The 23389-nt window shown below is 62.3% G+C and carries 16 protein-coding genes; 8 read left to right on the top strand and 8 right to left on the bottom strand.

Annotation, left to right across the window (positions count from 1 at the left end):
* Positions 1 to 18 precede the first annotated feature (18 nt).
* The 6 genes from CXQ82_RS13925 to CXQ82_RS13900 all read right to left on the bottom strand — a co-directional run bounded on the left by CXQ82_RS13925 (position 19) and on the right by CXQ82_RS13900 (position 6861).
* Positions 19 to 780 carry a 1,6-dihydroxycyclohexa-2,4-diene-1-carboxylate dehydrogenase gene (locus CXQ82_RS13925; protein ID WP_101269876.1) on the bottom strand — a complete coding sequence of 254 codons (762 nt, stop codon included), beginning with the start codon at positions 778 to 780 and terminating at the stop codon, positions 19 to 21.
* A gap of 10 nt (positions 781 to 790) precedes the next feature.
* Positions 791 to 1813 carry a benzoate 1,2-dioxygenase electron transfer component BenC gene (gene benC, locus CXQ82_RS13920; RefSeq protein WP_101269874.1) on the bottom strand — a complete coding sequence of 341 codons (1023 nt, stop codon included), beginning with the start codon at positions 1811 to 1813 and terminating at the stop codon, positions 791 to 793.
* A gap of 10 nt (positions 1814 to 1823) precedes the next feature.
* Entirely contained in the window at positions 1824 to 2312 is a 489-nt protein-coding gene (benB, locus tag CXQ82_RS13915) for a benzoate 1,2-dioxygenase small subunit (protein ID WP_101269871.1), read from the bottom strand.
* Positions 2309 to 3685: a Rieske 2Fe-2S domain-containing protein gene (locus tag CXQ82_RS13910; RefSeq protein WP_101269869.1), complete on the bottom strand. Its 1377-nt coding sequence runs from the start codon at positions 3683 to 3685 to the stop codon at positions 2309 to 2311. Before CXQ82_RS13910 ends, benB begins: the two co-directional genes overlap by 4 nt.
* Before the next feature lie 107 nt (positions 3686 to 3792).
* Positions 3793 to 4740 carry an AraC family transcriptional regulator gene (locus CXQ82_RS13905; RefSeq protein WP_101269867.1) on the bottom strand — a complete coding sequence of 316 codons (948 nt, stop codon included), beginning with the start codon at positions 4738 to 4740 and terminating at the stop codon, positions 3793 to 3795.
* A 312-nt stretch (positions 4741 to 5052) separates the two neighbouring features.
* Positions 5053 to 6861 (bottom strand): ABC transporter ATP-binding protein, encoded by a 1809-nt coding sequence (locus CXQ82_RS13900; protein WP_101269865.1) that lies wholly within the window; start codon positions 6859 to 6861, stop codon positions 5053 to 5055.
* 311 nt (positions 6862 to 7172) lie between these two features.
* On the opposite strand from CXQ82_RS13900, the gene CXQ82_RS13895 reads away from it, so the two are divergent.
* Genes CXQ82_RS13895 through CXQ82_RS13875 form a run of 5 tightly spaced genes read left to right on the top strand, consistent with a single transcriptional unit; the run spans position 7173 to position 14709 of the window.
* A complete protein-coding gene (locus CXQ82_RS13895; RefSeq protein WP_101269863.1) occupies positions 7173 to 9605 on the top strand; it encodes a TonB-dependent siderophore receptor in 2433 nt (810 codons plus the stop codon).
* Between the two features lie 45 nt (positions 9606 to 9650).
* Complete coding sequence (locus CXQ82_RS13890; protein ID WP_101273785.1) at positions 9651 to 11264, top strand: ABC transporter substrate-binding protein; 1614 nt, start codon at positions 9651 to 9653, stop codon at positions 11262 to 11264.
* On the top strand, positions 11261 to 12211 hold the full coding sequence (locus CXQ82_RS13885; protein WP_101269861.1) for an ABC transporter permease: 951 nt from the start codon (positions 11261 to 11263) through the stop codon (positions 12209 to 12211). The genes CXQ82_RS13890 and CXQ82_RS13885 overlap by 4 nt, the downstream gene beginning before the upstream one ends.
* A 3-nt stretch (positions 12212 to 12214) precedes the next feature.
* Entirely contained in the window at positions 12215 to 13099 is an 885-nt protein-coding gene (locus CXQ82_RS13880) for an ABC transporter permease (RefSeq protein ID WP_101269859.1), read from the top strand.
* Positions 13096 to 14709, top strand: coding sequence for an ABC transporter ATP-binding protein (locus CXQ82_RS13875; RefSeq protein WP_101269857.1), 1614 nt, complete (start codon positions 13096 to 13098; stop codon positions 14707 to 14709). The genes CXQ82_RS13880 and CXQ82_RS13875 overlap by 4 nt, the downstream gene beginning before the upstream one ends.
* Before the next feature lie 8 nt (positions 14710 to 14717).
* On the opposite strand, the gene CXQ82_RS13870 is transcribed toward CXQ82_RS13875, so the two are convergent.
* Positions 14718 to 16058, bottom strand: coding sequence for an ABC transporter substrate-binding protein (locus CXQ82_RS13870; RefSeq protein WP_101269855.1), 1341 nt, complete (start codon positions 16056 to 16058; stop codon positions 14718 to 14720).
* Positions 16059 to 16390: 332 nt separating this feature from the next.
* Here CXQ82_RS13870 and CXQ82_RS13865 point away from each other — a divergent pair, with 332 nt between their 5' ends.
* Together CXQ82_RS13865 and CXQ82_RS13860 are read left to right on the top strand one after the other, a co-directional pair.
* Positions 16391 to 16780 (top strand): DUF2946 family protein, encoded by a 390-nt coding sequence (locus CXQ82_RS13865; RefSeq protein WP_101269853.1) that lies wholly within the window; start codon positions 16391 to 16393, stop codon positions 16778 to 16780.
* A 51-nt stretch (positions 16781 to 16831) separates the two neighbouring features.
* On the top strand, positions 16832 to 18907 hold the full coding sequence (locus CXQ82_RS13860; protein ID WP_101269851.1) for a TonB-dependent receptor: 2076 nt from the start codon (positions 16832 to 16834) through the stop codon (positions 18905 to 18907).
* Between the two features lie 5 nt (positions 18908 to 18912).
* Here CXQ82_RS13860 and CXQ82_RS13855 read toward each other — a convergent pair whose 3' ends face one another.
* Positions 18913 to 22068, bottom strand: a complete 3156-nt coding sequence (locus CXQ82_RS13855) for an efflux RND transporter permease subunit (RefSeq protein ID WP_101269849.1) — start codon at positions 22066 to 22068, stop codon at positions 18913 to 18915.
* 307 nt (positions 22069 to 22375) lie between these two features.
* Here CXQ82_RS13855 and CXQ82_RS13850 point away from each other — a divergent pair, with 307 nt between their 5' ends.
* Positions 22376 to 23368 carry an aldo/keto reductase gene (locus CXQ82_RS13850; protein ID WP_101269847.1) on the top strand — a complete coding sequence of 331 codons (993 nt, stop codon included), beginning with the start codon at positions 22376 to 22378 and terminating at the stop codon, positions 23366 to 23368.
* Positions 23369 to 23389 lie beyond the last annotated feature (21 nt).

Below are 23389 nucleotides of genomic sequence, written 5' to 3'. Positions count from 1 at the left end.
CTGCAGGTAAAACGCGCTTCAGCCGAGGTCGCCACCGCCTACCGGCAAGGTCACGCCGGTGATATAGGAGGCCTCGTCGGAAGCCAGGAACAGAATCACGCCGGCTTGTTCGTCGATGCTGCCGTAGCGTTTCATCGGGCTGCTGTCGAGGGTCTGGTCGACGATCTGCTGGTACCACACGCGCTCCTGCTCGCTCTGCGGCTGGCTGTTGCGCGGGATACGCCGTGGCGGTGCCTCGGTGCCGCCGGGCGCTGTGGCGTTGACGCGAATGCCACTGCCGGCGGTCTCCAGGGCCAGGCAGGCGGTCAGGGCATTCACGCCGCCCTTGGCTGCGCCATAGGGCACGCGGTTGACCCCACGGGTGGCAACGGACGACACGTTGACAATCGCGCCCCCACCCTGCTCCAGCATGTACGGCAGCACGCAATGGCAGCACCACAGCGTAGGGAACAGCGAGCGACGCACTTCGGCTTCGATTTCAGCCTCGCCATAGTGCTCGAAGGGCTTGGCCCAGATGGTGCCGCCGACATTGTTGACGAGGATATCGAGGCGCCCGAAACGCGCCTTGGCGGCGGCCATCACCCGCGCGCACTCGGCATGCAGCTCCAGGTCGGCGCTGAGCGTCAGCGCCCGTGCGTGCTGCAGCTCATGCACAAGCTCGGAGCGATCCACCGCGACCAGCCAGGCGCCCTCCTCCAGCAACCGCTCGGCGACGCGCCGTCCGATCCCCTGGGCGGCGCCGGTCACCAGCGCGACCTTGTTGTTAAACCGTTGATTCATGCGGGTGTCCTCAGGCGGCATCGCACTTGGCGACGGCGTTAGGGGTGAATTTCTCGTAATGGAAACTGGCCGGGGTCACGCCCTGTTGCTTGAAGTGCTGACGCACCGCATCGACCATCGGCGGCGGGCCGCACAGGTACACGTCAACATCGCCGCCGTGCAGGGCTGCGTCGGCCATGTGCTGAGTGACGTAGCCCTGCCGCGGGTGAGTGGTTTGTGGATCCGCCACGCAGGTCACCAGGCTGAAGTCGGGCAAGCGCGCAGTGAAGGCCTGCAACGCCTCGACCATTACCAGGTCCTGATCCCGCGTGACGCCATAAATCAGCCTGATCGGGCGGGTTTCCTGGCGCTGCGCGAGTACTTCAAGCATCGACAGGAACGGTGCCAGGCCGGTGCCCCCGGCCAGTAACAGCAGCGGCCGCACCACCTCACGCAGGTAAAAACTGCCAAGTGGCCCGGTGATGGCCACGCTGTCGCCCGGCTGGGCGCGCTCCAGCCAGCTGCTCATCAACCCGCCGGGCACGTGCTTGATCAGGAAGGTTGCACGGGTGTCGCCCGGGCGACTGCTGAAAGAATAAGCGCGCGTCTGCCCGCTCTCCGGTACGCCGATGTTCACGTACTGGCCGGGTAGAAACACCGGCGCCTGGTCCAGCTCGAAACTCACCTCCAGCGCGGCATCCGCATGGCGGGTGATGCCGGCCAGCGTCGCGGCAAAGTGGCCGGTACCGGTTTTACAGGCGCTGGACGCCATCGGCACCGCAATCACGCAATCGGAGTGCGGCACCATCTGGCAGGTCAGCACCTGCCGCGCCTGCGCTTCGTCTTCGCTCAGGGCGTCTTCGATATAGTCGTCGCCCAAATCGTAGGCGCCGGTTTCACAGCGGCATTTGCACGTGCCGCACACGCCATCCGAGCAGTCCATGGGCAAGTTGATACGTTGGCGAAAGGCGGCATCGAGCACCTTTTCACCCGCCTTGCAGTCGATGAAGCGGGTCACCCCATCCTCGAAGTTGAGGGCGATGGCATACGTCATGGCGGTGTCCTCAGATGTGGTAGATGTCGATGACCTGGTGGATGTAGTCGTTTTTCAGTACCACTTTCTTGCGCGTGATCAGCGGCTGTTCGCCGCCGATATCGAGGCGATAGAAGGAGGTGCCGAAATAGCTGTCGGTGGTCTTGTAGCGGTGGCTGAGGGTGTGCCAGTTGAAACGCAGGTCCACTTGCGCGCCTTCGTCGGCCAGCACTTCGAGGTTGCAGAGCATGTGCACGGTGCGCGGCTCGGGCGTACTGGCACTGGAGCGCTCGGTCTTGATCCGGAAGATGCGGTCTTCTAGGCCGTCACGGTTGGGGTAGTAGATCAGCGAGATTTCCCGCTGCGGGTCTTCAGTAAGGGTGTCGTAGTCGTCCCAGGCGGGCATCCAGAACTCGGCCTTGGGGGAGTAACACGCCAGCCACTCATCCCATTGGCGGTCGTCGAGCAAGCGCGCTTCGCGGTAGAGAAAGCCCAGCAACTGGTCACGCGACAGGCTCATGGCTGCACCTCCCGGTCACTGGCGATCAGCCCTTGCTGTTCGCGCTGGATCGCGCGCTGCAGGCTTTGGGCCCAGTGCGCGTGCTGGCGCACGAACAAGCCCTCGTCCTCGGTTTTCACCCCGCTGAGCTGCGGGTGCATGCCCATGGCCAAGGCATTTTCATCAGCGCCTTCCACCCACTGTTTAGCGCCACGACTGAGGTCGTTCCACAGGCTGCTCGCGCCCTGGTAACCGGTCTGGCAGGCACGGAACTCTTCCAGGTCATCCGGGGTGCCCATGCCGCTCACGTTGAAGAAATCTTCGTACTGGCGAATCCGCGTGGCGCGCTCCTGGGCACTCTCGCCGATGGGCGCCATGCAATAAATCGTCACTTCGGTTTTGTCCACCGCGAGGGGGCGCACCACACGGATCTGGGTTGAGAACTGGTCCATCAGGTACACATTGGGATAGAGGCAGAGATTGCGGGTCTGGTCGACGATAAAGTCGGCCCGCGCCTGGCCCAGGCGTTCGGTAAGCGCCTCACGGTGCGCATGCACCGGGCGCACCTCGGGGTTGAGCAGGCGCGTCCAGAGCAGGATATGCCCGTGCTCGAAGGCGTAGACGCCACCCAGGCTTTTCGACCAGCCATTGGCGTCGACAGTGCGCGTGCCTTCGGCCTCATAGTTGCGCCGGCCCATGGTCGCCGAGTAGTTCCAGTGCACCGAGCTGACGTGGTAACCGTCCGCGCCGTTCTCGATCTGCAGTTTCCAGTTACCGTCGTAGACGTAGGATGAACTGCCGCGCAGCACCTCCAGGCCCAGGGGGGCCTGGTCCACCATCTGGTCGATGATGACGCGGGTTTCGCCCAGGTAGTCGCTCAGTTCCGGCACCGCGTCGCTGAGGCTGCCAAACAGGAAACCACGGTAGTTTTCGAAACGCGCCAGGCGCTTGAGGTCATGGGAGCCATCGCAGTCGAAGCTGTCCGGGTAGGCGCCGGTCTTGGCGTCTTTGACTTTGAGCAGCTTGCCGGCGTTGCTGAAGGTCCAGCCATGGAATGGGCAGGTGAATGAACCTTTGTTGCCTTGTTTGCGCCGGCACAGCATGGCGCCGCGATGCGCACACGCATTGACCAGGCCATGCAAGCTGCCGTGTTTGTCACGGGTGATGACCACCGGTTGGCGGCCGATCCAGGTGGTGAAATAGTCGTTGATCGCGGGCACCTGGCTTTCATGGGCCAGGTAGATCCAGCCGCCCTCAAAGATGTGTTTCATCTCCAGGGCAAACAGGTCGGGGTCAGTGAAGATGTCGCGGCGGCAGCGGAACACCCCACTGGCGGGGTCTTCCTGTACGGACTCGTGCAATTGGCTGGCGAGTCGGTCGAGTGTACTGATCATGGGGCGGGCCCTCCGTTGTTCTTGTATCAGGCGCCCTCACCGTACGTGCTCGCCCAGCGCGGCAATATCCGCTGCCTGCACATCGTTATCCGCCTGGCGCACGCTGCCTAACGATGGCGTTTCCAGGTCTGCGACGGCAGCTCGCCGAAGCGTTTTCGATAGGCCTCGGAAAACCGCCCCAGGTGCACGAAGCCGTGGTCCAGCGCCACCTCGGTGACGCTGCGCGTGCTGCTCAATTGCAGACGGGCGTGCACCCGTTCGAGCTTGCAGCGGCGCACATAGTCGCGCGGCGACAGCCCCACCTGGCGTTCAAACAGGCTATACAACGAGCGCTCGCTGACCTTGGCCACCGCCATCAACTGCTCAACGCTGATGTCATCGCCCAGGTGCTGCTCGATATATTCGCGCACCGCTTCAAAGCCACCGCCGTGAGCAGCCTGGGGGATCACGCGCAACACGTTGCTGGCCAGCAATGCCAGCAGCTTGTTCGCCACGATGCGCTCGTATAGGCCTTGCATATGTGGCTCGGCGGCGTTTTCCGCCTCATGGCAGATCAGCCCGAGCAACGGCAGGAAGCCGCCCATTTCGCTGAGCGCATGGCGGGCCGTCGCGAAGCGGATGCCCACCTGCGGCAGGCTCCAGTGCTGCTCAAGGCAGGCATTCTCCAGCAGGCGCACCGGCAGCTTGATGATGAATTTCTCGCAATCGGCGGAATAGGTCAGGTCCACCGGGTCATCCGGGTTGATCAGCAGGATTTCCCCCGGCCCGAACACGTCATCCTTGCCACGGGCACTGGAGCGGCAATGCCCGCTCAACAGAATCTGCAAGTGATAGATGGTTTCCAGCGCCACCGATGTGACCCGTACCGGCGCGCCGTAGCTGATGCGGCACAAATCCAGGCTGGCGAAAGTGCGGTGGCTGATACTCGCCTCGGGGCGCCCCTTGGGCGGCAGGCGAATACAGTGGCTGCCCACATGCTGGTTGACGTAGTCCGACACAGCATAGGCATCGGCACGCTGGAATATCTGGCTGCGCTCACTCAATAGCACGGTCATGGTTGCGACTCTTTTATAGTTATTGAGGGCAGGCTGACGCGTGGGGTTTGCAGCGTCCAATATGGATAAGGTCTGCATGAATACCCTGCAGGTATTGTTGGCTGTTCTGCTACGAAGCCTTGATGAGCACTTTTCGTCGGCAACCCTCGAAATGCCACGTTTGGCCTGGGCTGGCGCTTGGGAAAGGGTGTATACGGCGACATAGCGGCAGGTAAGGCGCCAGGACCTCAGGCGCGATTCAAGATTTATTTTGACTTACTCTAAAGGGTCGCATCGCCATGAAGCAGGGCAAACCACCCGTTAGCGCAGCCCCTAGCGATAACCCTGCGCCTGAACATCGAATAACTCGGCATAACGCCCGTGTGCAGCCATCAGCTGGCTATGGTTGCCCTCCTCCAGGATTCGCCCATTGCCCAGCACGATGATGTGGTCTGCATTGCGCACGCTGGAGAATCGGTGCGAAATCAACAGGGTCATGCGGCCCTTGGCATGTTCACGGAAGTGCTCGAACACTGCCGCCTCCGCGCCGGCATCCAGCGCGGCCGTGGGCTCATCAAGAATCAGCAGGTCTGCCTCCTGACGCATATAAGCACGTGACAAGGCGACTTTCTGCCATTGCCCGCCAGACAGTTCCTGCCCGCCAAGCCAGCGCCCCAATGGCGTTGCATAGGACTTACTCAGGCGCTCGATGAATTCGGCAGCCACCCCTTGAGTCGCCGCCGCGCGCCAGCGAGCCTCGTCGTGCAACGCCTCGACGTCGCCCACCCCGAGGTTCTCACCGACGCTCATCTGGTAGCGGATGTAGTCCTGGAAAATCACCCCGATGCGTTGTTGCAGTGCGTGTTCATCCCACTCCTGCAGGTCGCTGCCGTCCAGCAGGATGCGGCCCTCGTCCGGTGTGTAAAGACGCGTCAGCAGTTTGATCAGGCTGGTCTTGCCCGAGCCATTCTCACCGACCAGCGCCAGGCTTTGCCCCGGCGCCAGGTGCAGGTTGATGTGACTCAATGCCGGCTGTTCAGCGCCGGGGTAGCGGAACCCTACCTGCTCGCAGCGCAAGCCATCGCCGGGATTCGCTCCTTGGGTAAGCCGGCCGCGCGGCACTGTCACCGGGGTTAGCAGGTACTCATAAAGGTCCGACAGGAACAAACTGTCGTCATACAGGCCGGCAATCGCGCTGAGGCTGGCGGTGATCGCGCTTTGGCCTTGTTTGAACAACACGATGTACATGGTCATCTGGCCCAGAGTTGTCTGGCCTTGCACGGTGTCCAGCACCACCCAGGCGTAAGCCAGGTAAAACGCCGCGGTGCCCAGCAGGCCCAAGGCCAAGCCCCAGGCATCGCGGCGCACCGTCAACTGACGGTCCTCCGTGTACAAGCGCTGGGCGTTGTCGCGGTAACGCTTGAGGAACAGCGGCGCCAAGCCAAACAGCTTGACCTCCTTGGCATGGGCTTCGTGGGACAGCAGCGATTCCAGGTAATTCTGCTGGCGGGTCTCAGGCGCGCGCCGGTGGAACAGGCGGAACGCATTGCCCGAAAAATGCGTCTCGGCGAAGAACACCGGCAACGCGCCGACCACCAGAATCACCAGGGCCCACGGCGAAAAATGCACCAGCAGCACGGCAAAGCTGATCAGCGAGATGAGGTTTTGCACCAGGCCCAAGCCCTTTGTCACCAGGCTCAGCGGCCGGGTCGAAGCGCCCTGGCGCACGCGCACCAGTTTGTCGTGAAACTCAGCGTCTTCAAATTGCAGCAGTGAAAGGGTCTGGGCTTTCTCCAGAATCATCAGGTTGACCCTTACCCCCAACTGCACCCGCAACAACGATTGTTGCATCGACAATGCACGCTGCGCGGCGGCCAGCAGCGCCAGCACTCCCGCCTCGGCCAGCACGTAGCGCATCACCGGCCAGACGGGTGCCTGGCTGCCAGCGGCATGAATCTGCATGGCGTGGACCACGCCATCGACAATGCGCTGGCCGATCCAGGCAGCCAACGCCGGCAACAGCCCGGCAATGATCGTGGCCAGCAACAGGCCCGTGAACAGTGGCCGCGACGTGCCCCACACCAACCCCAGAGCCCGGCGCGCCTGGATGGAAAACACGCTCAATCGGTTCAACAGCACCATCAATGGCATCGACTCCCTAGGGGTTCTGAGATCTGGCTGGATTGCCGGTGAAGATCGCTGCGCGCGCCTGCGACTCTCGGCGCCAGCGGATTATGCCAGGCCGCGACAGCTCGCACATCCTGCGGCGAGGCGCGATGCAACCCACCACATAATAAAAATAGATGATCTTATAAAACCTCAAAATAACAATGTCTGATAATTAGCTTATTCCAAAAAAGACTTTCCCCACGGTTTTTTATAGAGATATCTTCATTTCACAGACCGACCCCATGCCTGGCGGAGGACGTACCCACAGCCACCAGGTTGCCTACATGCCAGACATCACAAGCCCCGCGCCGCTGAAAAAATTCCACCTGTCGTTGTTGACCAGCTCCCTGCTCCTGGCCGCCGCGCCCTCCTTTGCCGAGACCGCGACCGAAGACGCCAAGCTCGGCACCGTCACCGTGATTTCCACCGGCTTGCGTGGCCAAGCGCGCACCGTGGCCGACAGCCCGGCGCCGATTGACGTGATCAACAGCGAGCAGTTGCTCAAGACCGGCCGTGCCGAGTTGTCCGAGGCGATTGCCAAGCTGCTGCCCTCCTTCAACTTCGGTACCAATATCGCCGGCTACAACTCGGTGACCCGCCCCCTCAGCAATCGCAGCCTCGGCCCGGCCTACACCCTGGTGCTGGTCAACGGCAAACGCCGCCATAACGGTGCCACCGGCCAGCGCGGCTCGATCGATAACAGCGGCGCGAATGCCGTGGACATCGACCTGATCCCGGTCAGCTCGGTCGACCATATCGAAGTGCTCAAGGACAGTGCCGCCGCCCAGTACGGCTCGGATGCGGTGGCCGGGGTGATCAATATCATCCTCAAGTCCGCCAACAACGGCGGCCACCTGGAGACCAGCTATGGCCAGTTGTATTCCGGCCAGGGCGAAACCATCAAGGTCGCCGGCGACCAGGGTTTCAAACTCGGCGATGGCGGTTTTTTCCACTTCTCCGCCGATGCACGCAAACGTGGCGAAGCCTCCTGGAACGACAAGGCCGACAGCAGCGTACGGGCCTTCAACGACCCGGCCAAGGAAGCCGCCTGGGACCGGGTGGCAATCAAGAACGGTGACCCCGACCTCAAGGCCTTCAACCTCGCCTACAACGCCGAGCTGCCCCTGGAAGACCTGACGCTGTATTCCTTTTCCACCTACGGCGAGCGCGATGCCGAAGCGGCCAACTATTTCCGCCTGCCGACCGGCACCGCTGCCGTGCCCGAGGTATTCCCCGACGGCTACTACCCCCTGAACAACATCAAGGACCGCGACTACCAGTTGCTGTTCGGTGGCAAGGGCCAACTGGCCGAGTGGAAATGGGACCTGAGCACCACCTACGGGCGCAACAATGTCCACCATTCCAGCGACCTGAACATCAACCCGTCGCTGGGCACGGCCTCGCCGACCAAATTCGACAACCTGGCCACCTTCCGCTTCGAGCAGTGGGTCAACAACCTCGACTTTACCCGCCGCTACGACAGCCTGTTCAACCTGACTTCGCCGGTGCAGGTGTCGGCCGGCCTGGAACATCGCTGGGAGCATTTCAGCACCTTCGCCGGCGACCCCGAGGCCTATATCACCGGCACCTACCCCGCGGCGTCGGGCGCGCAGGCGGCAGTGACCATTCGCCCCGAAGATGAAGTCAGCCTGATCCGCAACAACTACGCCGGCTACCTCGACCTGGGCTTCGACCTCACCGAACGCTGGTTCCTCGATGTGGCCGGGCGGGTCGAACATTACGACGATGACTCGGGCAACACCTTCGGCCTGAAAGTGAATTCACGCTATGAGCTGACCGACACCGTGGCGGTGCGGGGCACCGTCGGTACCGGTTTCCGTGCGCCGTCGCTGACGCAGATCGGCTACACCGTGGCCGACAACCGCGTGGCCACCGACGTCAATGGCAACGTAGTACCGGCGGTCACCCGCCTGACCCCCTCGGGCAGCAACCTGGCCAAGGCCCTGGGCGGCGATGACCTCAAGCCGGAGAAGTCACGCAACCTGGGCCTGGGCCTGACCTGGCAACCCGCGCCGCGCACCAGCATCACCGCCGACGCCTACCTGATCGACATCGATGACCGCATCGCCCTGACCAGCAATATCTACGACCGTGGCAACGGCGCGATCAACGCCATCCTGGCCGCCCAGGGCGTGCCCACCGGCACCTGGGTCAACTACTACACCAACGCCTTCGACACCCGTACGCGTGGCCTGGACGTGGTCGCCGACCACACCACGCCGCTGGATGCCTGGGGCGAGGTGCGCTGGAGCCTGGGCTTCAACTGGAACAAGACCACGATCGAAGGCACCCCGGATACCCCGGCAGCGCTGGCCAATTCCGGCGTGACCCTGGTGGGCCGCGACCGCGAGGGCGACCTCACCGATGCCACGCCGAAGACCAAGTGGATCCTGGGCGCCAATTGGAAGGTCGACGACTTGGCGGTCAACCTGCAAACCGCCCGCTATGGCGCAGTCAAGACCCTGGCGGTCAACCCCACGGGCGACCGCAGCTTCGGCGCCAAATGGATCACTGACCTCGACGTCAGCTACACCTTCGTCGACAGCCTGACCGTAAGCATCGGCGGCACCAACATCTTCGACGTGCGCCCCGACCGGCACGCCGTCTACAGCAACCTGGGCCTGGCGCCGTATGGCAACCCGCCGTTCTACCCGGGTGGCGGCTACTGGTACACCAAGCTGGCCTACGACTTCTGATTCAAACCGCCAAACGAGGGCACCCCATTGAACACCTCCAACTTGATGAGCCGTCTGCTGGCCCCCTGCGCCCTGGCGATAAGCCTGGCCGCCTGTTCACCTTCGGGTGACCAGGCGCAGGCGAACAAAACCCTGAATATTGCCTTCTTCGGCGACAACACCACCCTGGTCAGCGTTGACCCCTTCCAGGTCTACTGGCTGGAACACCGGGTGCTGTTGCGCAATGTCGCCGAGTCACTCACCGACCAGGACCCGGCCACCGGCAAGATCATCCCCTGGCTGGCCAAAAGCTGGGAGATCAGTGACGACGCGCTGACCTACACCTTCCACCTGCGCGACAACGTCACCTTCAGCAACGGCGAGCGCTTCGACGCCAAGGCGGTGAAAACCGCTTTCGACAGCGACAAGGCGCTGGCCACCGCACTGCCGGCGACGTTCGGTGCCACTTACCTGGCGGGTTATGACCACGCTGAAGTGGTCGACGACTTCACTGTCAAGCTGGTGCTGGCCAAGCCCAACGCGGGCTTTCTGCAGGCCACGTCCACCACCAACCTGGCCATCCTCGCACCCGCCTCCTACGCACTGACGGTCAAGGAGCGGTCACTGGGCAAGATCATCGGCACCGGGCCGTTTGTGCTCGCCAGCTACACGCCGGAAGTCGGCGCGCACCTGACCAAGCGCAAGGGTTACGCCTGGCCCTCGGCGAATATGAAGAACCCGGGTGAGGCGCACCTGGACGCCGTAGACGTCAGCTACATCCCCGAAGAGAGCGTGCGCAACGGCCTGTTCCTGCAAGGCAAGGCCGACATCCTGTGGCCGCGCAACCCGTTTTCGGAAGTCGATCTGAAGCTGTTCCAGTCCAAGGGCGCGACCATTCAAAGCCGCTCACTGCCGGGCCCGGCACTCAACCTGTACCCCAACACCCGTGGCGAACGCATCCTCGCCGACCAACAAGTGCGCCTGGCCGTGCAGAAGTCCATCGACCGTAAAAGCTACGCCAGCACCGTGTATAACGCCGAGTTCCCGGTGGTGGACGGCATTTTCGACGTGACCACGCCCTACTTCAAAAGCCAGGGTGCCAAGCTCGCCTACGACCCGGCAGGTGCCGAACGCCTGCTCGACCAAGCCGGCTGGGCCAAGGGCGCGGACGGTTATCGCAGCAAAAACGGCAAGCGCCTGAGCCTGAGCTACAACATCAGCCCGGCCGAAACCGCCGGTGACGTACTGATCCAGGACCAACTGCGCAAGGTCGGTATCGAGTTGAAACTCAGCGTGGTGACCCGCGCCGAATGGGTCGCCAACAACTCCGCCGGCAACTACGACCTGACCATCAACTACATGACCCGCGCCGACCCAATCATCCTGCAAACCATCCTCGACCCGCGCAGCGCCAACAGTTCCACCGTGGCCACCAACACCTATGAACCGGCGGTCCTGGATAAAGCCAAAGGCTTGTTTGATGCCGGCATCACCGCCACCCAAGGCGCACAACGTGCCGCTGCCTACGGTGACCTGCAGGACCTGCTGATCGATGCAAGCTCGGCGTTCCCGGTGTACGAGCGTGTCTGGCAGGCGGCGACGTCGCCCAAGGTTAAAAACTTCCGCTGGACCGCCGAGGGCTTCGCGCTACTGGGTGATATCGAGATCGGCACCCCATGAGCCGCTACCTGATCGGTCGCGTCGGCCAGGCGCTGCTGGTGCTATGGGGCGCCTATAGCATCACCTATTTCATCCTGTACCTGCTGCCGGGCGACACACTGTCGATCATGCTCAGTGCCTCGGGCATGGAGGCCGATTCGCTGTCGGTGGCCGACCTGGCCAAGGCGCGGGCCTACTACGGCCTGGACAAGGGCCTGTTCGAGCAATATGTCGACCTGCTGTTGGGCGCATTGCACGGTGACTTCGGCCAATCCCTGTCGCTCAACCGCCCGGTGGCCGAGTTGCTCGCCGAGCGCTTGCCGCAAACCCTGTCCCTGGCCGGCCTGGCGATTGTGCTGTCGCTGGTCGGCGGCATCGGCCTGGCCTACCTGACGGCCTACATCCGCTGGCAACCGCTGAAAAAAGCCCTGGCCCGCCTGCCCTCCCTGGGGTTTTCGGTGCCGGTGTTCTGGATGGGCCTGTTGCTGATCCAGGTGTTCGCCTTCGGTCTTGGCTGGTTCCCCGCCACCGGCAGCCGCGGCTTTGAAAGCCTGGTGCTGCCGGCGATCACCCTGGCCATTCCGAGTGCGGCGGTGTACGCCCAAGTGCTGCAGCGCAGCTTCCAGGGGGTGTGGCAGGAGGCGTATATCGTCACCGCCTACGCCAAGGGCCTGAGCCGTGGCCAGGTGCAGGCGCGCCATGGGTTCAGGAACGCTGCGCTGCCGATCCTCACGTTGATCGGCCTGCAAGTGGGCAACACGGTGTCCGGGGCGGTGCTGGTGGAAACCATCTTCGCCCGCTCCGGCATCGGCCGCCTGGCTCAGGAGGCCGTGCTGCGCCAGGACATCCCGGTGGTGCTGGCGATTGTCGCGGTGTCGGCGGCAGCGTTTGTGTTGGTCAACCTGCTGGTGGACCTGCTTTACCCGTGGCTCGACCCGCGTATCTCCCACACGCCAAAGGTGTCCTAGACCATGACTATCCTTGAGCAAAACCTGGGCCTTACCACCACCCTCTGGCAACGCCGCACCCGCCGGCAACGCGCAACGGCAGTGGTGCTGCCATTGCTGCGGCGGCCGGGCTTCAGCCTGGCGTTGCTGATCGTGCTGTTTTCCTTGCTTGCCGCCGTGGCACCGCACTGGCTGACCAGCTTCGACCCTTACGCCACCGCCCCTGCCGTCAAGCTCACTGCGCCAAACCTGACCCACTGGTTCGGCACCGACGAGCTGGGCCGCGATCTGTACACCCGTGTTGTGTATGGCTCCAGCCTGTCGGTGCTGGCCGCCTTCCTGGCGGTGGGGATCGCGCTGTTGGGCGGGTTGGGGCTGGGCATTCTGTCCGGCTTTGCCGGCGGGCGTATCGATGCGGTGATCATGCGGTTTATCGACGTGTTGCTCGCCCTGCCCGGCCTGCTGCTGGCGCTGGCAATCGTCACGGCCATCGGCTTCGGTACCGTGCCGGTGGCCATTGCAGTGGGCGTGGGGATTATCCCCGGATTCGCCCGCACCACCCGCGCCGAGGTGCTGCGGGTCAAGACCTTGCCTTATGTGGAAGCCGCGCGCCTGGGCGGCGCCAGTTGGGCGCGCACCTTGCTGCGGCACATCCTGCCCAACGCCTGGGGCCCGGTGGCGGTGCTGGCGACCCTGGATTTCGGTGCGGCCATCCTTGCCACCGCCGGCCTGAGTTTTCTCGGTTTCGGCGCCGCACCGCCGGCGGCCGAATGGGGCACGTTGATCGCCAACGGCCGGCATTTCCTGATCACCGCCCCGTGGGTGTCGTTGCTGCCCGGCCTGTTCCTGGTCGCGGTGGTATTCAGCCTCAACCATATCGCCCGCACGTTCGAGGAGGTTCAACGATGAGTGCTCTAGTGGATGTTCGCCATCTGAGTGTCAGCTACCGGCACGGCAACCTGGCAGTGAACCGGCTGTCATTGACCATCGCCCAAGGCGAGACGCTGGCGATTGTCGGCGAGTCCGGCTCGGGAAAATCCACCCTGGCCAACGCGATCCTCGGCCTGCTGCCGGACAACGCCGCAATCAGCGCCGGCGAGCTGTGGGTAGACGGCAATAACCTGACCCACGCCAGTGAACGACAGAAACGCAGCCTGCGCGGGCGCACCATCGGCCTGGTGCCCCAGGACCCGATGGTCAGCCTCAACCCCACCCTGCGCGTCGGCCAGCAGATTGCCGAGGCGCTGATCCTGGCCAAGGGCAAGCGCTACCCCGGCGTCGATGCGGATATTGTCGAGTTGCTGCAACAAGTGGGCATCGACAAGCCGGTGCTGCGCGCGCGTCAGTACCCGCATGAACTCTCCGGCGGCATGCGCCAGCGCGTGCTGATCGCCATCGCGCTGGCCGGCAACCCACGCCTGATCATCGCCGACGAGCCCACCAGCGCCCTTGACGTGACCGTCCAACGCAAGATCCTCGACCACCTGCAACGGCTGGTCAGTGAGCGCGGGATTTCCTTGCTGATCATCACCCACGACCTCGGCGTGGCGCTGGATCGTGCCGACCGCATCCTGGTGATGCAACAGGGCCAAGTGGTCGAACAAGGCGCGCCCCGGCAGATACTCGGAGCCCCCAAACATGATTACACCCGTGCATTGATCGCCGCCGCGCCGGCCTTCGCCAAGCGCCGTGAACCGTTGATTCGAATTGACCCGATGCAGGAACCGATCCTGAGCCTGAAAAACGTCGGCAAGACGTTTACCTTGCCCAAGGTCAAAGGTGAAGAAAGCAGTTTTGTGGCCTTGGAAAACCTGAGTTTTGAGGTGTACCCCGGGCAGACCCTGGCAATCGTCGGCGAATCCGGTTCGGGCAAAAGTACCGCGCTGCGCATTGCCCTCGGCCTGGAGAAACCCACCAGGGGCCAGGTCTGGTTTGAACAGCAGGACGTCACCCACCTCAGCTGGCGCGACTTCCGCCCGCTGCGTCAACGCCTGCAACTGGTGCAACAAAACCCGTTTGCTGCGCTGGACCCACGCTTCAGCGTGTTCGACAGCATTGTCGAACCCTTGGTGTCGTTCGGTTTGCTCAAGGGCCCGGCCCTGGAACAGGCGGCCCGCGAGCTGATCAGCCGCGTGCATTTGCCAGTGAGTTTCCTCGACCGCCTGCCGCGCGAGTTGTCCGGCGGCCAGTGCCAACGGGTCGCCATCGCCCGCGCGCTGGCGTTGAAGCCCGACCTATTGCTGCTCGATGAACCGGTCAGCGCCCTCGACGTGTCGGTGCAGGCCCACATCCTCGAACTGCTCGAAGAACTGCAACGAGAAATGGGCATTGCCTACGTGCTGGTGTCCCATGACTTGTCGGTGGTCGCCAACTTCGCCCATGAAGTGCTGGTGTTACGCAATGGCCAGGTGGTGGAACAAGGCTCGGTGGAGCGGATCTTCAACCGGCCGGCCGGCGACTACACCCGTGAGCTGATTGGCGCCATCCCTGGCCAGCAAGCTACCGCGAGCGCCGCCTGACCGGCGCTTTACTCGGCGGCACAGTCACGCGCCGTGATGCCCTTCTCCTGGGCATACGCGGCAGACTTGGCCTCGATCAACGGACGCAGGGTGGCGCGGTCGGCTTGCAGCCAGTCGGTCACCAGCACCCACTTCTGCCCATCCCACTGCTGCACCCGGGCTGAACCGCCGCCCTCATGGTCGGCGCAGGACAGCTTCAAGGGCGCCAACAACCCTTCGAAGCCCATGGCCTTGAGGCGCGCGGCGTCGATATCCAGGTGTTCGAACGCCCAGCGCGTTTCCTCGCCGTTCAGTGCCCGGTTGCCGAACTTGGCCTGGCCGGTGCGCAGTGCTTCGACGGCAATCGCCGCATTGATCAAGCCGATGTTGTAGTAGACTTTGCCGAAGTAGCTGGTGTCCTTGAGGTTGCTCTTGCCGGGATCGAGGATGAACTGCTTGAGCTTTTTATGGATGTCAAAGTTGTCGCCACCGGGGAACGGCGCCAGTGCCTGGTAGCCCTTGGCAGCGGTGCCGGCGGGAATCACGTCGGCTTCGGAACCGGCCCACACATCACCGATCAGGCGGTCCACGGGCACGCCGAAACGCACGGCGGTCTTGATCGCCACCGGGGTCGACACGCCCCAGGTGCGCAGGAACACCCAATCCGGGTTGAGCTGACGCACCTGGCGCCATTGGGTGGATTGCTCGCTGCCGGGGTCCGCCACGGGGATCTGGATATTCTCGAAGCCGTACTTTTCAGCCAGTAACTGCATCGCCGCCTGGGTTTCACGGCCGTAGGCGGAGTCGTGGTAAACCGTGACGATCTTCTTGCCCTTGAGCTTGTCCAGGCCGCCCTCGCGCTGGGCAATATAATTAATCCCCACCGACGCCTGGCCGTAGTAGTTGAGCAACAACGGGAACGCATAGGGAAACACACGGCCGTCGGTAGATTCGGTGCGCCCGCCCGCGCCGTCGATCAGCGGGATATGGTCAACGGCGGCGCGGTCCATCAAGGCATAGGACGCCGGCGTGCTATGGGTGAAGAAGAACCCGGTCGGCGCGCCATCCAGGCCGGTCTTGTAGCGTTCGTAGCATTCGATGATGCGGTCGGTCTTCCATTCCGTCTCACATTCCTGCCAGACCAGTTTGACGCCGTTCACGCCGCCTTCGACCTCGTTGATGTAGCGGAAGTAATCGATCTCCCCTGCCCACCACGGAATCCCGCTGGAGGCATACGCGCCGACCCGGTAGGTGGCCAGCGGGATGAACTGTTGATCGTTGGCGGCCTGGGCCACGGTAGACAAGGGCCCGCCCAGGGCCCCGAGGGCCAGCAGGCTGGCGATGACGGTGCGTTGCAAGACGTTGTGCATGGGTGTGGTTTCTTATGAAAGGTAGGGGTTTCCCTCCCGTTGTCGGGTCAGCGCCAGTGGGGTGACAACACAATTCATGCCAAGCCGTCAGAGCGCGAATGTGGAAGCAGGCTTGCCCGCGATAGCCGTGTGTCAGCCAATGCCTGTGTCGGCTGATATGACGCTATCGCGGGCAAGCCCACTGCCACATTGCGGCTTGGGCAATCGAACACTTTATTGAACCGCTGTTGCGCTACCAACACTGCGCTCGCCGGGCCTGCGGCAAAATAGCGCGTTTTACTTCACGCCTTGACTGCGGCTAAATACACGCCCCTTTTGCCTCGACATCCGTGATGGTCACGTTCAAACGCATAAGCCCCTGGCTCGCCTGCATGGCCCTGTTGCTGAACATGCTGGCCATGCCGCTGAGCCGCGCAATGCAGCCGCCGGACGTCGGCCTGATGCTGTGGGGCGGTTTTTGCTCGGCAGGTGGCTCGCAAGCCCTGCCGCCAGGGTTTGCCAAGCTGATCGACCCGATGCAGTCAGGCCCGGCAAAAACCGCGATGAAACACAGCGACTGCTGCTGTGGCCATGCGGGCCTGGCCGCGCTGCCGTCTGACTACTATCGGCATTGGCTGCCACGCTTCACGCCGGATACGCTCCTCGACAACCCGCCCCTGCCAGCACTGCATCCCAGGATTCGCTGGCCGAACCTGAGCCCCCGCGCCTCGCCTGTGGCCTGATCGACCTCACATCCGTTGTGTTCGTCTTTTGGTCATCAAGAGGTTTGCCTCATGCCTGCTCCATCCTGTGTGCCCGGCGCCAAGCGTCGCCCGGGTTCGCGTTACCTGTGGCCGCTGCTTTCAACCGGCCTGTTCACGTTTCACCCGTTCGCCACCGCCGCTACTACTGAAGATTCCACCCTCACCCTCGGCACCGTGACGGTCCAGGGCTCATCCGCCAGCAGCGGCCCCTTAAGCACCGCCAGTGTGCTCAGTTCGGTGGATATTCTCGGCGCCGACATTCTCGAGAAAATGCCGGTCAACTACAGCTGGGAGCTGTTCAGCCGCGCGCCGGGGGTGATGCTCACCGAGTTCAATCAAGGCACCACTTCCGGCAAGATCTCGTTTCGCGGCTTCAACGGCGAAGGCGAAGTGAATGCGGTGAAGCTGCTGATCGATGGCATTCCGAGCAACAGCAATGACGGCAACATGCCCTTTATGGACATGATTTTCCCGCTGGAACTGGACAGCATCGAAGTGGTGCGCGGCACCAGCGATGCTCGCTATGGCCTGAACAACATCGCCGGCAACGTGAACATGCTTACGCGCACCGGCGGCGAGTACACCAAGGCACGGCTGCGCTACGGCAGTTACAACACCCAGGAGGCGCAACTCGCCAAAGGCATCGAGGGCAGCAACTGGACGCAGAATTACTTCTTCGCGTATCAGCAGTCCGACGGTTACCGCGATCACGCGCAGGCGGACAGGTTTTCGCTGTCCGGAAAATGGTTCTACACCCCGGACGACGACAGCTACCGCATCGGACTGATCGCCCGTCACTACGAAACCGAGGCACAGGAGCCCGGCTACTTGAGCGAAGACGATGCGCACCGCCACCCAACCATGACCAACAGCTACAACGCCACCGACCAAGGCACGCGGCGGATGAACCAGCTCAGCGTGCATTTCGACACCGAGTTGGCCGAGCACCTGGCCTGGTCGGCGAAAACCTACGTCAACACCTTCGATGACCGACGCTGGACCCAATACTGGCGCACCAGCGCCCAGCAGGAGCGCGACGCCTACGAAACCCAGTATGGCGCCCTCACCTCCCTGACCTGGCGGCCGCAGGTCAGCTGGCTTTACGACTTCGCCCTGGAAGGCGGCGCAGATGTGCAACAGCAACAGAACACCAGCGAACGCTACCGCACCCGGGACCGCGCGCGCCTGGCACAAACCCGCGACCAGCGATTTGACTTCGACACTTACGGCACCTACCTCCAGGCCGAGATCAAACCCTTCGAGTCGCTCAAAATTATCCCGGCGTACCGGGTCGACAAGATCCAGGGTGACTTCACAGACCAGATGACCGGCCAGGACTACGCCATCAACGACTACGGGCTGATCAAACAGCCCAAGCTCAGCGTGGTGTATTCACCCTGGAAGGTGGCCAGTGTGTATGCCAACTGGGGGCGTACGTTCCAGGTCGGCACCGGCGCGGCGGCCTACAAGATTCCGCCGAGGGATACCGACCTGGCGCCGTCCATCAATGAAGGGTGGGAGACCGGGATCAAGTTCACCCCCGCTGACTGGATCGACGGCCGCGTGGCTTATTGGCAGCAGGAGGCCAGTGGCGAAGTCAGCCGGCGGCTCAACGACCCGAGTGGCGAGTCGGATAACGTCGGCGAGACCCGCCGCTGGGGCTACGACGCCCAGTTGAACCTGCACCCCAATGAGCGCACCGAGATCTGGATGGCCTACGCCTGGCAGTACTCGAAAATCCTCCAGCCCAGCGCGACATTGCCAAACAGCAAAGGCCGGGAAATCGACCACATCCCCCACCACCTGTACAACGCCGGCATCAGCTACCAGGCCACGCCTGCGCTGCAACTCAGCGCCTGGATGAACGGCCAGACGAATTACTATCTGGAACGCGAGAACACCCAGGGCACGTACGGCGGCTACGTCTTGATGAACCTGGGGGCGACGTACCGCGTTTCTGAGTCGCTAAGCGTTGACCTGCAACTGAAGAACCTCACCAACCGCTATTACGAGTATGTCTGGTACGACCCCGACGGCGCGCAGGCCTCGCTGCATTCACCCGGCGACGGGCGCGCGTTGTATAGCGGGGTGACGCTGGACTTCTGAGCGTTTCAGCGCTCTGCCACATCTTCCGTCGCCGTGTCACGCGGCTGCACAGGCTTGCCTTTGAACAACGACGACACGGCGACGAAGAACAGCGGCACCCAAAAAACTGCCAGCACCGTGGCGGTGATCATGCCGCCGATCACGCCGGTACCGATCGCGTGCTGGCTACCGGAGCCGGCACCACTGGAAATGGTCAGCGGCAGCACGCCGAGGATAAAAGCCATTGAGGTCATGATGATCGGGCGCAAACGCATGCGACTTGCCTCGACAGTGGCTTCGAGCAGCGGTTTACCTTTCTCATGCAGCTCCTTGGCGAACTCAACGATCAGAATCGCGTTTTTTGCCGCCAGCCCCACCGTCACCAACAGCCCGACCTGGAAGAACACGTCGTTGGACAACCCGCGCATGGCGGTGGCCATCAAGGCGCCGATCACGCCAAGGGGCACCACCAACATCACCGCGATCGGAATCGTCCAGCTTTCATAGAGCGCCGCCAGACACAGAAACACCACCAGTATTGATAACGCATACAAAGCCGGCGCCTGCGAGCCGGAAAGGCGCTCTTCATAAGACAGGCCAGTGAACGAGATGCCCACACCTGGCGGCAGCTCTGCAGCGATACGCTCGACTTCGTCCATGGCCTGCCCCGAGCTGTAACCGGGCGCAGGCGTACCGAGAATCTGCTCGGCGGGTACGCCGTTGTAGCGTGACAATTTCGGCGAACCGTACCCCCACTCGGCGCTGGCAAATGCCGAGAACGGCACCATTCGGCCCTGGCTGTTACGCACAAACCATTTGGACAGGTCTTCGGCCGAGTTACGTGAGTCCGGGTCACCCTGCACGTACACCCGCTTGACCCTGCCACGGTCAATGAAGTCGTTGACGTAACTGCTCCCATAAGCCACCGACAGCGTGGTGTTGATGTCGGTAAGGGAAATCCCCATGGCCCGCGCGCGTTCATCGTCGATGGTCAGGTGGTACTGCGGTTCATCGGTCAGGCCATTGGGCCGAACGGCCGCGAGGATCGGGCTTTGCGCGGCCAGCTCAATGAACCTGCCACGCGCTTCCATGAGCTTTTCATGACCAACGTTGTCTTGATCTTGCAGGTAGAAGTCAAACCCCGTGGCATTACCCAGCTCCCGCACGGAGGGCGGCACAATGGCGAACACCATCGCGTCGCGGTACTTCGAGAACGCCTGTTGCGCACGCTGTGCAACGTTGAACACCGTGTTGTCACTGTCGCGCTCATCCCAGGGTTTGAGCAGTACGAACGCAATCCCTGAGTTCTGTCCTCGGCCGGCAAAGTTGAAACCATTGATGGTAAACACCGAACTCACGGCCTTGCCCTCACCCTGCTGCGTGTCGAGTAGAAACCCAGTCATGCGGTCGAGGACCTTTTGCGTGGTTTCGGCCGAACTGTTGGCCGGTGTCTGCACCTGCGTAAAGATCACACCCTGATCTTCGGCGGGCAAGAACGAGGCGGGAATGCGCGTAAACAACCAGACCATGCCGGCTACAATCACCAGGTACACCACAAAGCCCGGCACCTTGTTACGGATGATCTGGCCCACCCCACGCTCGTAGCCATTTACAAAGGCATCGAAGCCGCGGTTGAACCAGCCGAAAAAGCCGCGTTTGGGCTTGCCGTGCTCACGTGGATCAATCGGCTTGAGCATCGTTGCGCACAATGCCGGCGTAAAGATCAAGGCCACGAACACCGAGAGCACCATGGCCGAAACAATCGTGATCGAGAATTGACGGTAGATCACCCCGGTGGAACCGCCGAAGAACGCCATCGGCAGCAATACCGCCGACAGCACCAGCGCGATACCAATCAGGGCGCCCTGGATCTGCTGCATCGATTTGCGCGTGGCGGCCTTGGGCGACAAATGCTCCTCGGCCATGACCCGTTCGACGTTTTCGACCACGACGATGGCGTCATCCACCAGCAAACCAATGGCCAGGATCATGCCGAACATGGTCAGTGTGTTGATCGAAAACCCCGCCGCAGCCAGTATCCCGAAGGTTCCCAGGAGGACTACTGGCACCGTCATGGTGGTGATGATCGTGGCACGCAGGTTCTGCAAAAACAGCAACATCACCAGAAACACCAGTACCACCGCCTCCATCAGCGTGTAGACCACGCCCTTGATCGACTCAGTGACCACCGGAGTCGTGTCATAGGGGTAAATCGCCTCGACCCCGACCGGGAAAAAAGGCTTCAAGCGATCCACTGTCGCACGGATGGCTTTGGCCGTGTCCAGCGCGTTGGCGCCAGTGGCCAATCGAATCGCAATGCCCGACGCGGGCCGGCCATTACTTTGTGCGTCAATGCTGTAGTTCTCGCTGCCCAGGCCAATGCTTGCCACATCACTGAGGCGCACCTGGGAACCGTCGGCGTTGACTTTCAGCAGGATGTCCCCGAACTGCTCTGAGGTTTGCAGGCGCGTCTTGCCGATGATGGTCGCAGTGAACACCGTGCCACTGCGCGCAGGCAGGCCGCCAATCGCACCTGAAGCAACCTGCACGTTCTGCGCTTCGATCGCTTGCGTCACATCCACCGGCGTCAGCTGGAACTGGTTGAGCCGGGCAGGATCGAGCCACACACGCATCGCGTATTGAGTGCCCCACACCTGGAAATCACCCACGCCAGAGGTTCTGGAAATCGGGTCCTGAATGTTCGAAACGATGTAGTTGGACAGGTCTTCCTTGGTGTATTGACCGTCAGTGGACACCAGCCCGATAAACATCATGAAGTTTTGTTGGAACTTGGTGACCCGCAAGCCCTGTTGTTGCACCTCGCGTGGCAGTAGCGGCGACGCGAGGTTGAGCTTGTTCTGCACCTGGACCTGGGCAATGTCCGAGTCGGTGCCCTGGTTGAAGGTCACGATAATCCGCATGCTGCCATCGGAGTTACTCTCCGACGCGATGTAGCGAAGGTTATCGATACCGTTCATTTGCTGTTCGATCACCTGCACCACGGTGTCCTGCACGGTTTGGGCCGAAGCCCCCGGGTAGTTGACCTGAATTGCAACAGCGGGCGCCGCGATGGTGGGGTATTGGTTGATGGGCAGGTTAAGAATCGACAACGTGCCCACCAGCATGACAATCAGGGCCAGCACCCACGCAAAAATCGGGCGTTCAATGAAAAACTTCGACATGTATCACTCCGGTTCAACGCGGGCGGTTTAAAGCGCGCCTATCTTCGGCGTTGCAGCCAACTCGCGACTTGCCCGATTCAAGGCAAATACTGCCTGTTCCGGCGAACTTCGAGCCCGTCAGGGCTGATTTTCTCGCGGTCGTTGAATAATCGTCAGTTCAGGCAAGGCTTCCCCCGAATCGGGCATATAGCCAACAGGAAAGGCGCCCAACATAGACACGTTTCTTGCACGCGCTGGCGTGCCGGGCGGTGCGCACTGCGGTTGGAAAAGGCAGGCGCGCTTATGCGAATCAACAGCGGAGAACGGCATGAAAACCAGGACACTCGGTACCAATGGGCTGGTGGTTTCAGAACTCGGTTACGGCTGCATGGGGTTGAATACCACCTACGGCCAACCGTTGGACAAGGCAGCGGGCGTGCGCATGATCCACGCTGCGGTCGAATGCGGCGTTACCCTCTTCGATACTGCGGAGGTCTATGGCCCGTTTATCAATGAATCACTGGTGGGCGATGCCCTCGTCACCTATGGCGATAACGTACACATCGCGACCAAGTTCGGCTTCGGCTTGAACCCGGACGGATCGCGTTACGGCCTGGACAGTCGCCCCGACACCTTGCGCAAGGCCGTGGACGGGATGCTGGCGCGGCTGAAGGTGGAAAAGATTGACCTGCTCTACCAGCATCGGGTCGATCCCAACGTACCCATTGAAGACGTTGCAGGTGCGGTCGGTGAGTTGATCGCCCAAGGCAAGGTCAAGCATTGGGGCCTGTCCGAGGCGAGCGCGCCGACCATTCGCCGCGCGCATTCGACTCAACCGGTGGCTGCGGTGCAGAGCGAATACTCCCTGTGGACTCGGGATGTCGAACATAACGGCGTACTCGCGGCATGCGAAGAACTGGGTATTGGTTTTGTGCCATGGAGCCCACTGGGTGCGGGCTTCCTGACGGGCGCCATTACCGCCGAGACCAAAATTGACGAGAGTGATTTCCGCAGTGCGGTGCCACGCTTTTCAACCGAGGCGCGCTTGGCAAATGGGGCGCTGGTGGATGCCTTGAAGCGCATCGCCGTAGACAAGGATGCAACCCCGGCCCAACTCGCCTTGGCCTGGTTGCTGGCACGCAAGCCCTGGATCGTGCCGATACCCGGCACGACAAAATTGCATCGACTGGAAGAAAACCTCGGGGCAACGACGGTTCGGCTGACCGAGCAGGACCTGCGCACCATTGAAGAGGCGCTCGCGCGCATCCCCGTACAAGGTCAGCGCCTGCACCAAGCGGCACTTGGCCTGATCGACTCCTGACGTGAACGTGAAAGGCGACGC

Origin of the sequence: Pseudomonas sp. S09G 359 (assembly GCF_002843605.1) — a bacterium.
GTDB lineage: Bacteria > Pseudomonadota > Gammaproteobacteria > Pseudomonadales > Pseudomonadaceae > Aquipseudomonas.
The sequence above is the reverse complement of the archived record's forward strand: the minus strand, read 5'-3'. Positions and strand labels throughout refer to the sequence as shown.

Coding starts and splice junctions, on each gene's coding strand:
- CXQ82_RS13925 (WP_101269876.1), bottom strand. CDS start 780: ATGAATCAACGGTTTAACAACAAGGTCGCGCTGGTGACCGGCGCCGCC.
- benC (WP_101269874.1), bottom strand. CDS start 1,813: ATGACGTATGCCATCGCCCTCAACTTCGAGGATGGGGTGACCCGCTTC.
- benB (WP_101269871.1), bottom strand. CDS start 2,312: ATGAGCCTGTCGCGTGACCAGTTGCTGGGCTTTCTCTACCGCGAAGCG.
- CXQ82_RS13910 (WP_101269869.1), bottom strand. CDS start 3,685: ATGATCAGTACACTCGACCGACTCGCCAGCCAATTGCACGAGTCCGTA.
- CXQ82_RS13905 (WP_101269867.1), bottom strand. CDS start 4,740: ATGACCGTGCTATTGAGTGAGCGCAGCCAGATATTCCAGCGTGCCGAT.
- CXQ82_RS13900 (WP_101269865.1), bottom strand. CDS start 6,861: ATGGTGCTGTTGAACCGATTGAGCGTGTTTTCCATCCAGGCGCGCCGG.
- CXQ82_RS13895 (WP_101269863.1), top strand. CDS start 7,173: ATGCCAGACATCACAAGCCCCGCGCCGCTGAAAAAATTCCACCTGTCG.
- CXQ82_RS13890 (WP_101273785.1), top strand. CDS start 9,651: ATGAGCCGTCTGCTGGCCCCCTGCGCCCTGGCGATAAGCCTGGCCGCC.
- CXQ82_RS13885 (WP_101269861.1), top strand. CDS start 11,261: ATGAGCCGCTACCTGATCGGTCGCGTCGGCCAGGCGCTGCTGGTGCTA.
- CXQ82_RS13880 (WP_101269859.1), top strand. CDS start 12,215: ATGACTATCCTTGAGCAAAACCTGGGCCTTACCACCACCCTCTGGCAA.
- CXQ82_RS13875 (WP_101269857.1), top strand. CDS start 13,096: ATGAGTGCTCTAGTGGATGTTCGCCATCTGAGTGTCAGCTACCGGCAC.
- CXQ82_RS13870 (WP_101269855.1), bottom strand. CDS start 16,058: ATGCACAACGTCTTGCAACGCACCGTCATCGCCAGCCTGCTGGCCCTC.
- CXQ82_RS13865 (WP_101269853.1), top strand. CDS start 16,391: ATGGTCACGTTCAAACGCATAAGCCCCTGGCTCGCCTGCATGGCCCTG.
- CXQ82_RS13860 (WP_101269851.1), top strand. CDS start 16,832: ATGCCTGCTCCATCCTGTGTGCCCGGCGCCAAGCGTCGCCCGGGTTCG.
- CXQ82_RS13855 (WP_101269849.1), bottom strand. CDS start 22,068: ATGTCGAAGTTTTTCATTGAACGCCCGATTTTTGCGTGGGTGCTGGCC.
- CXQ82_RS13850 (WP_101269847.1), top strand. CDS start 22,376: ATGAAAACCAGGACACTCGGTACCAATGGGCTGGTGGTTTCAGAACTC.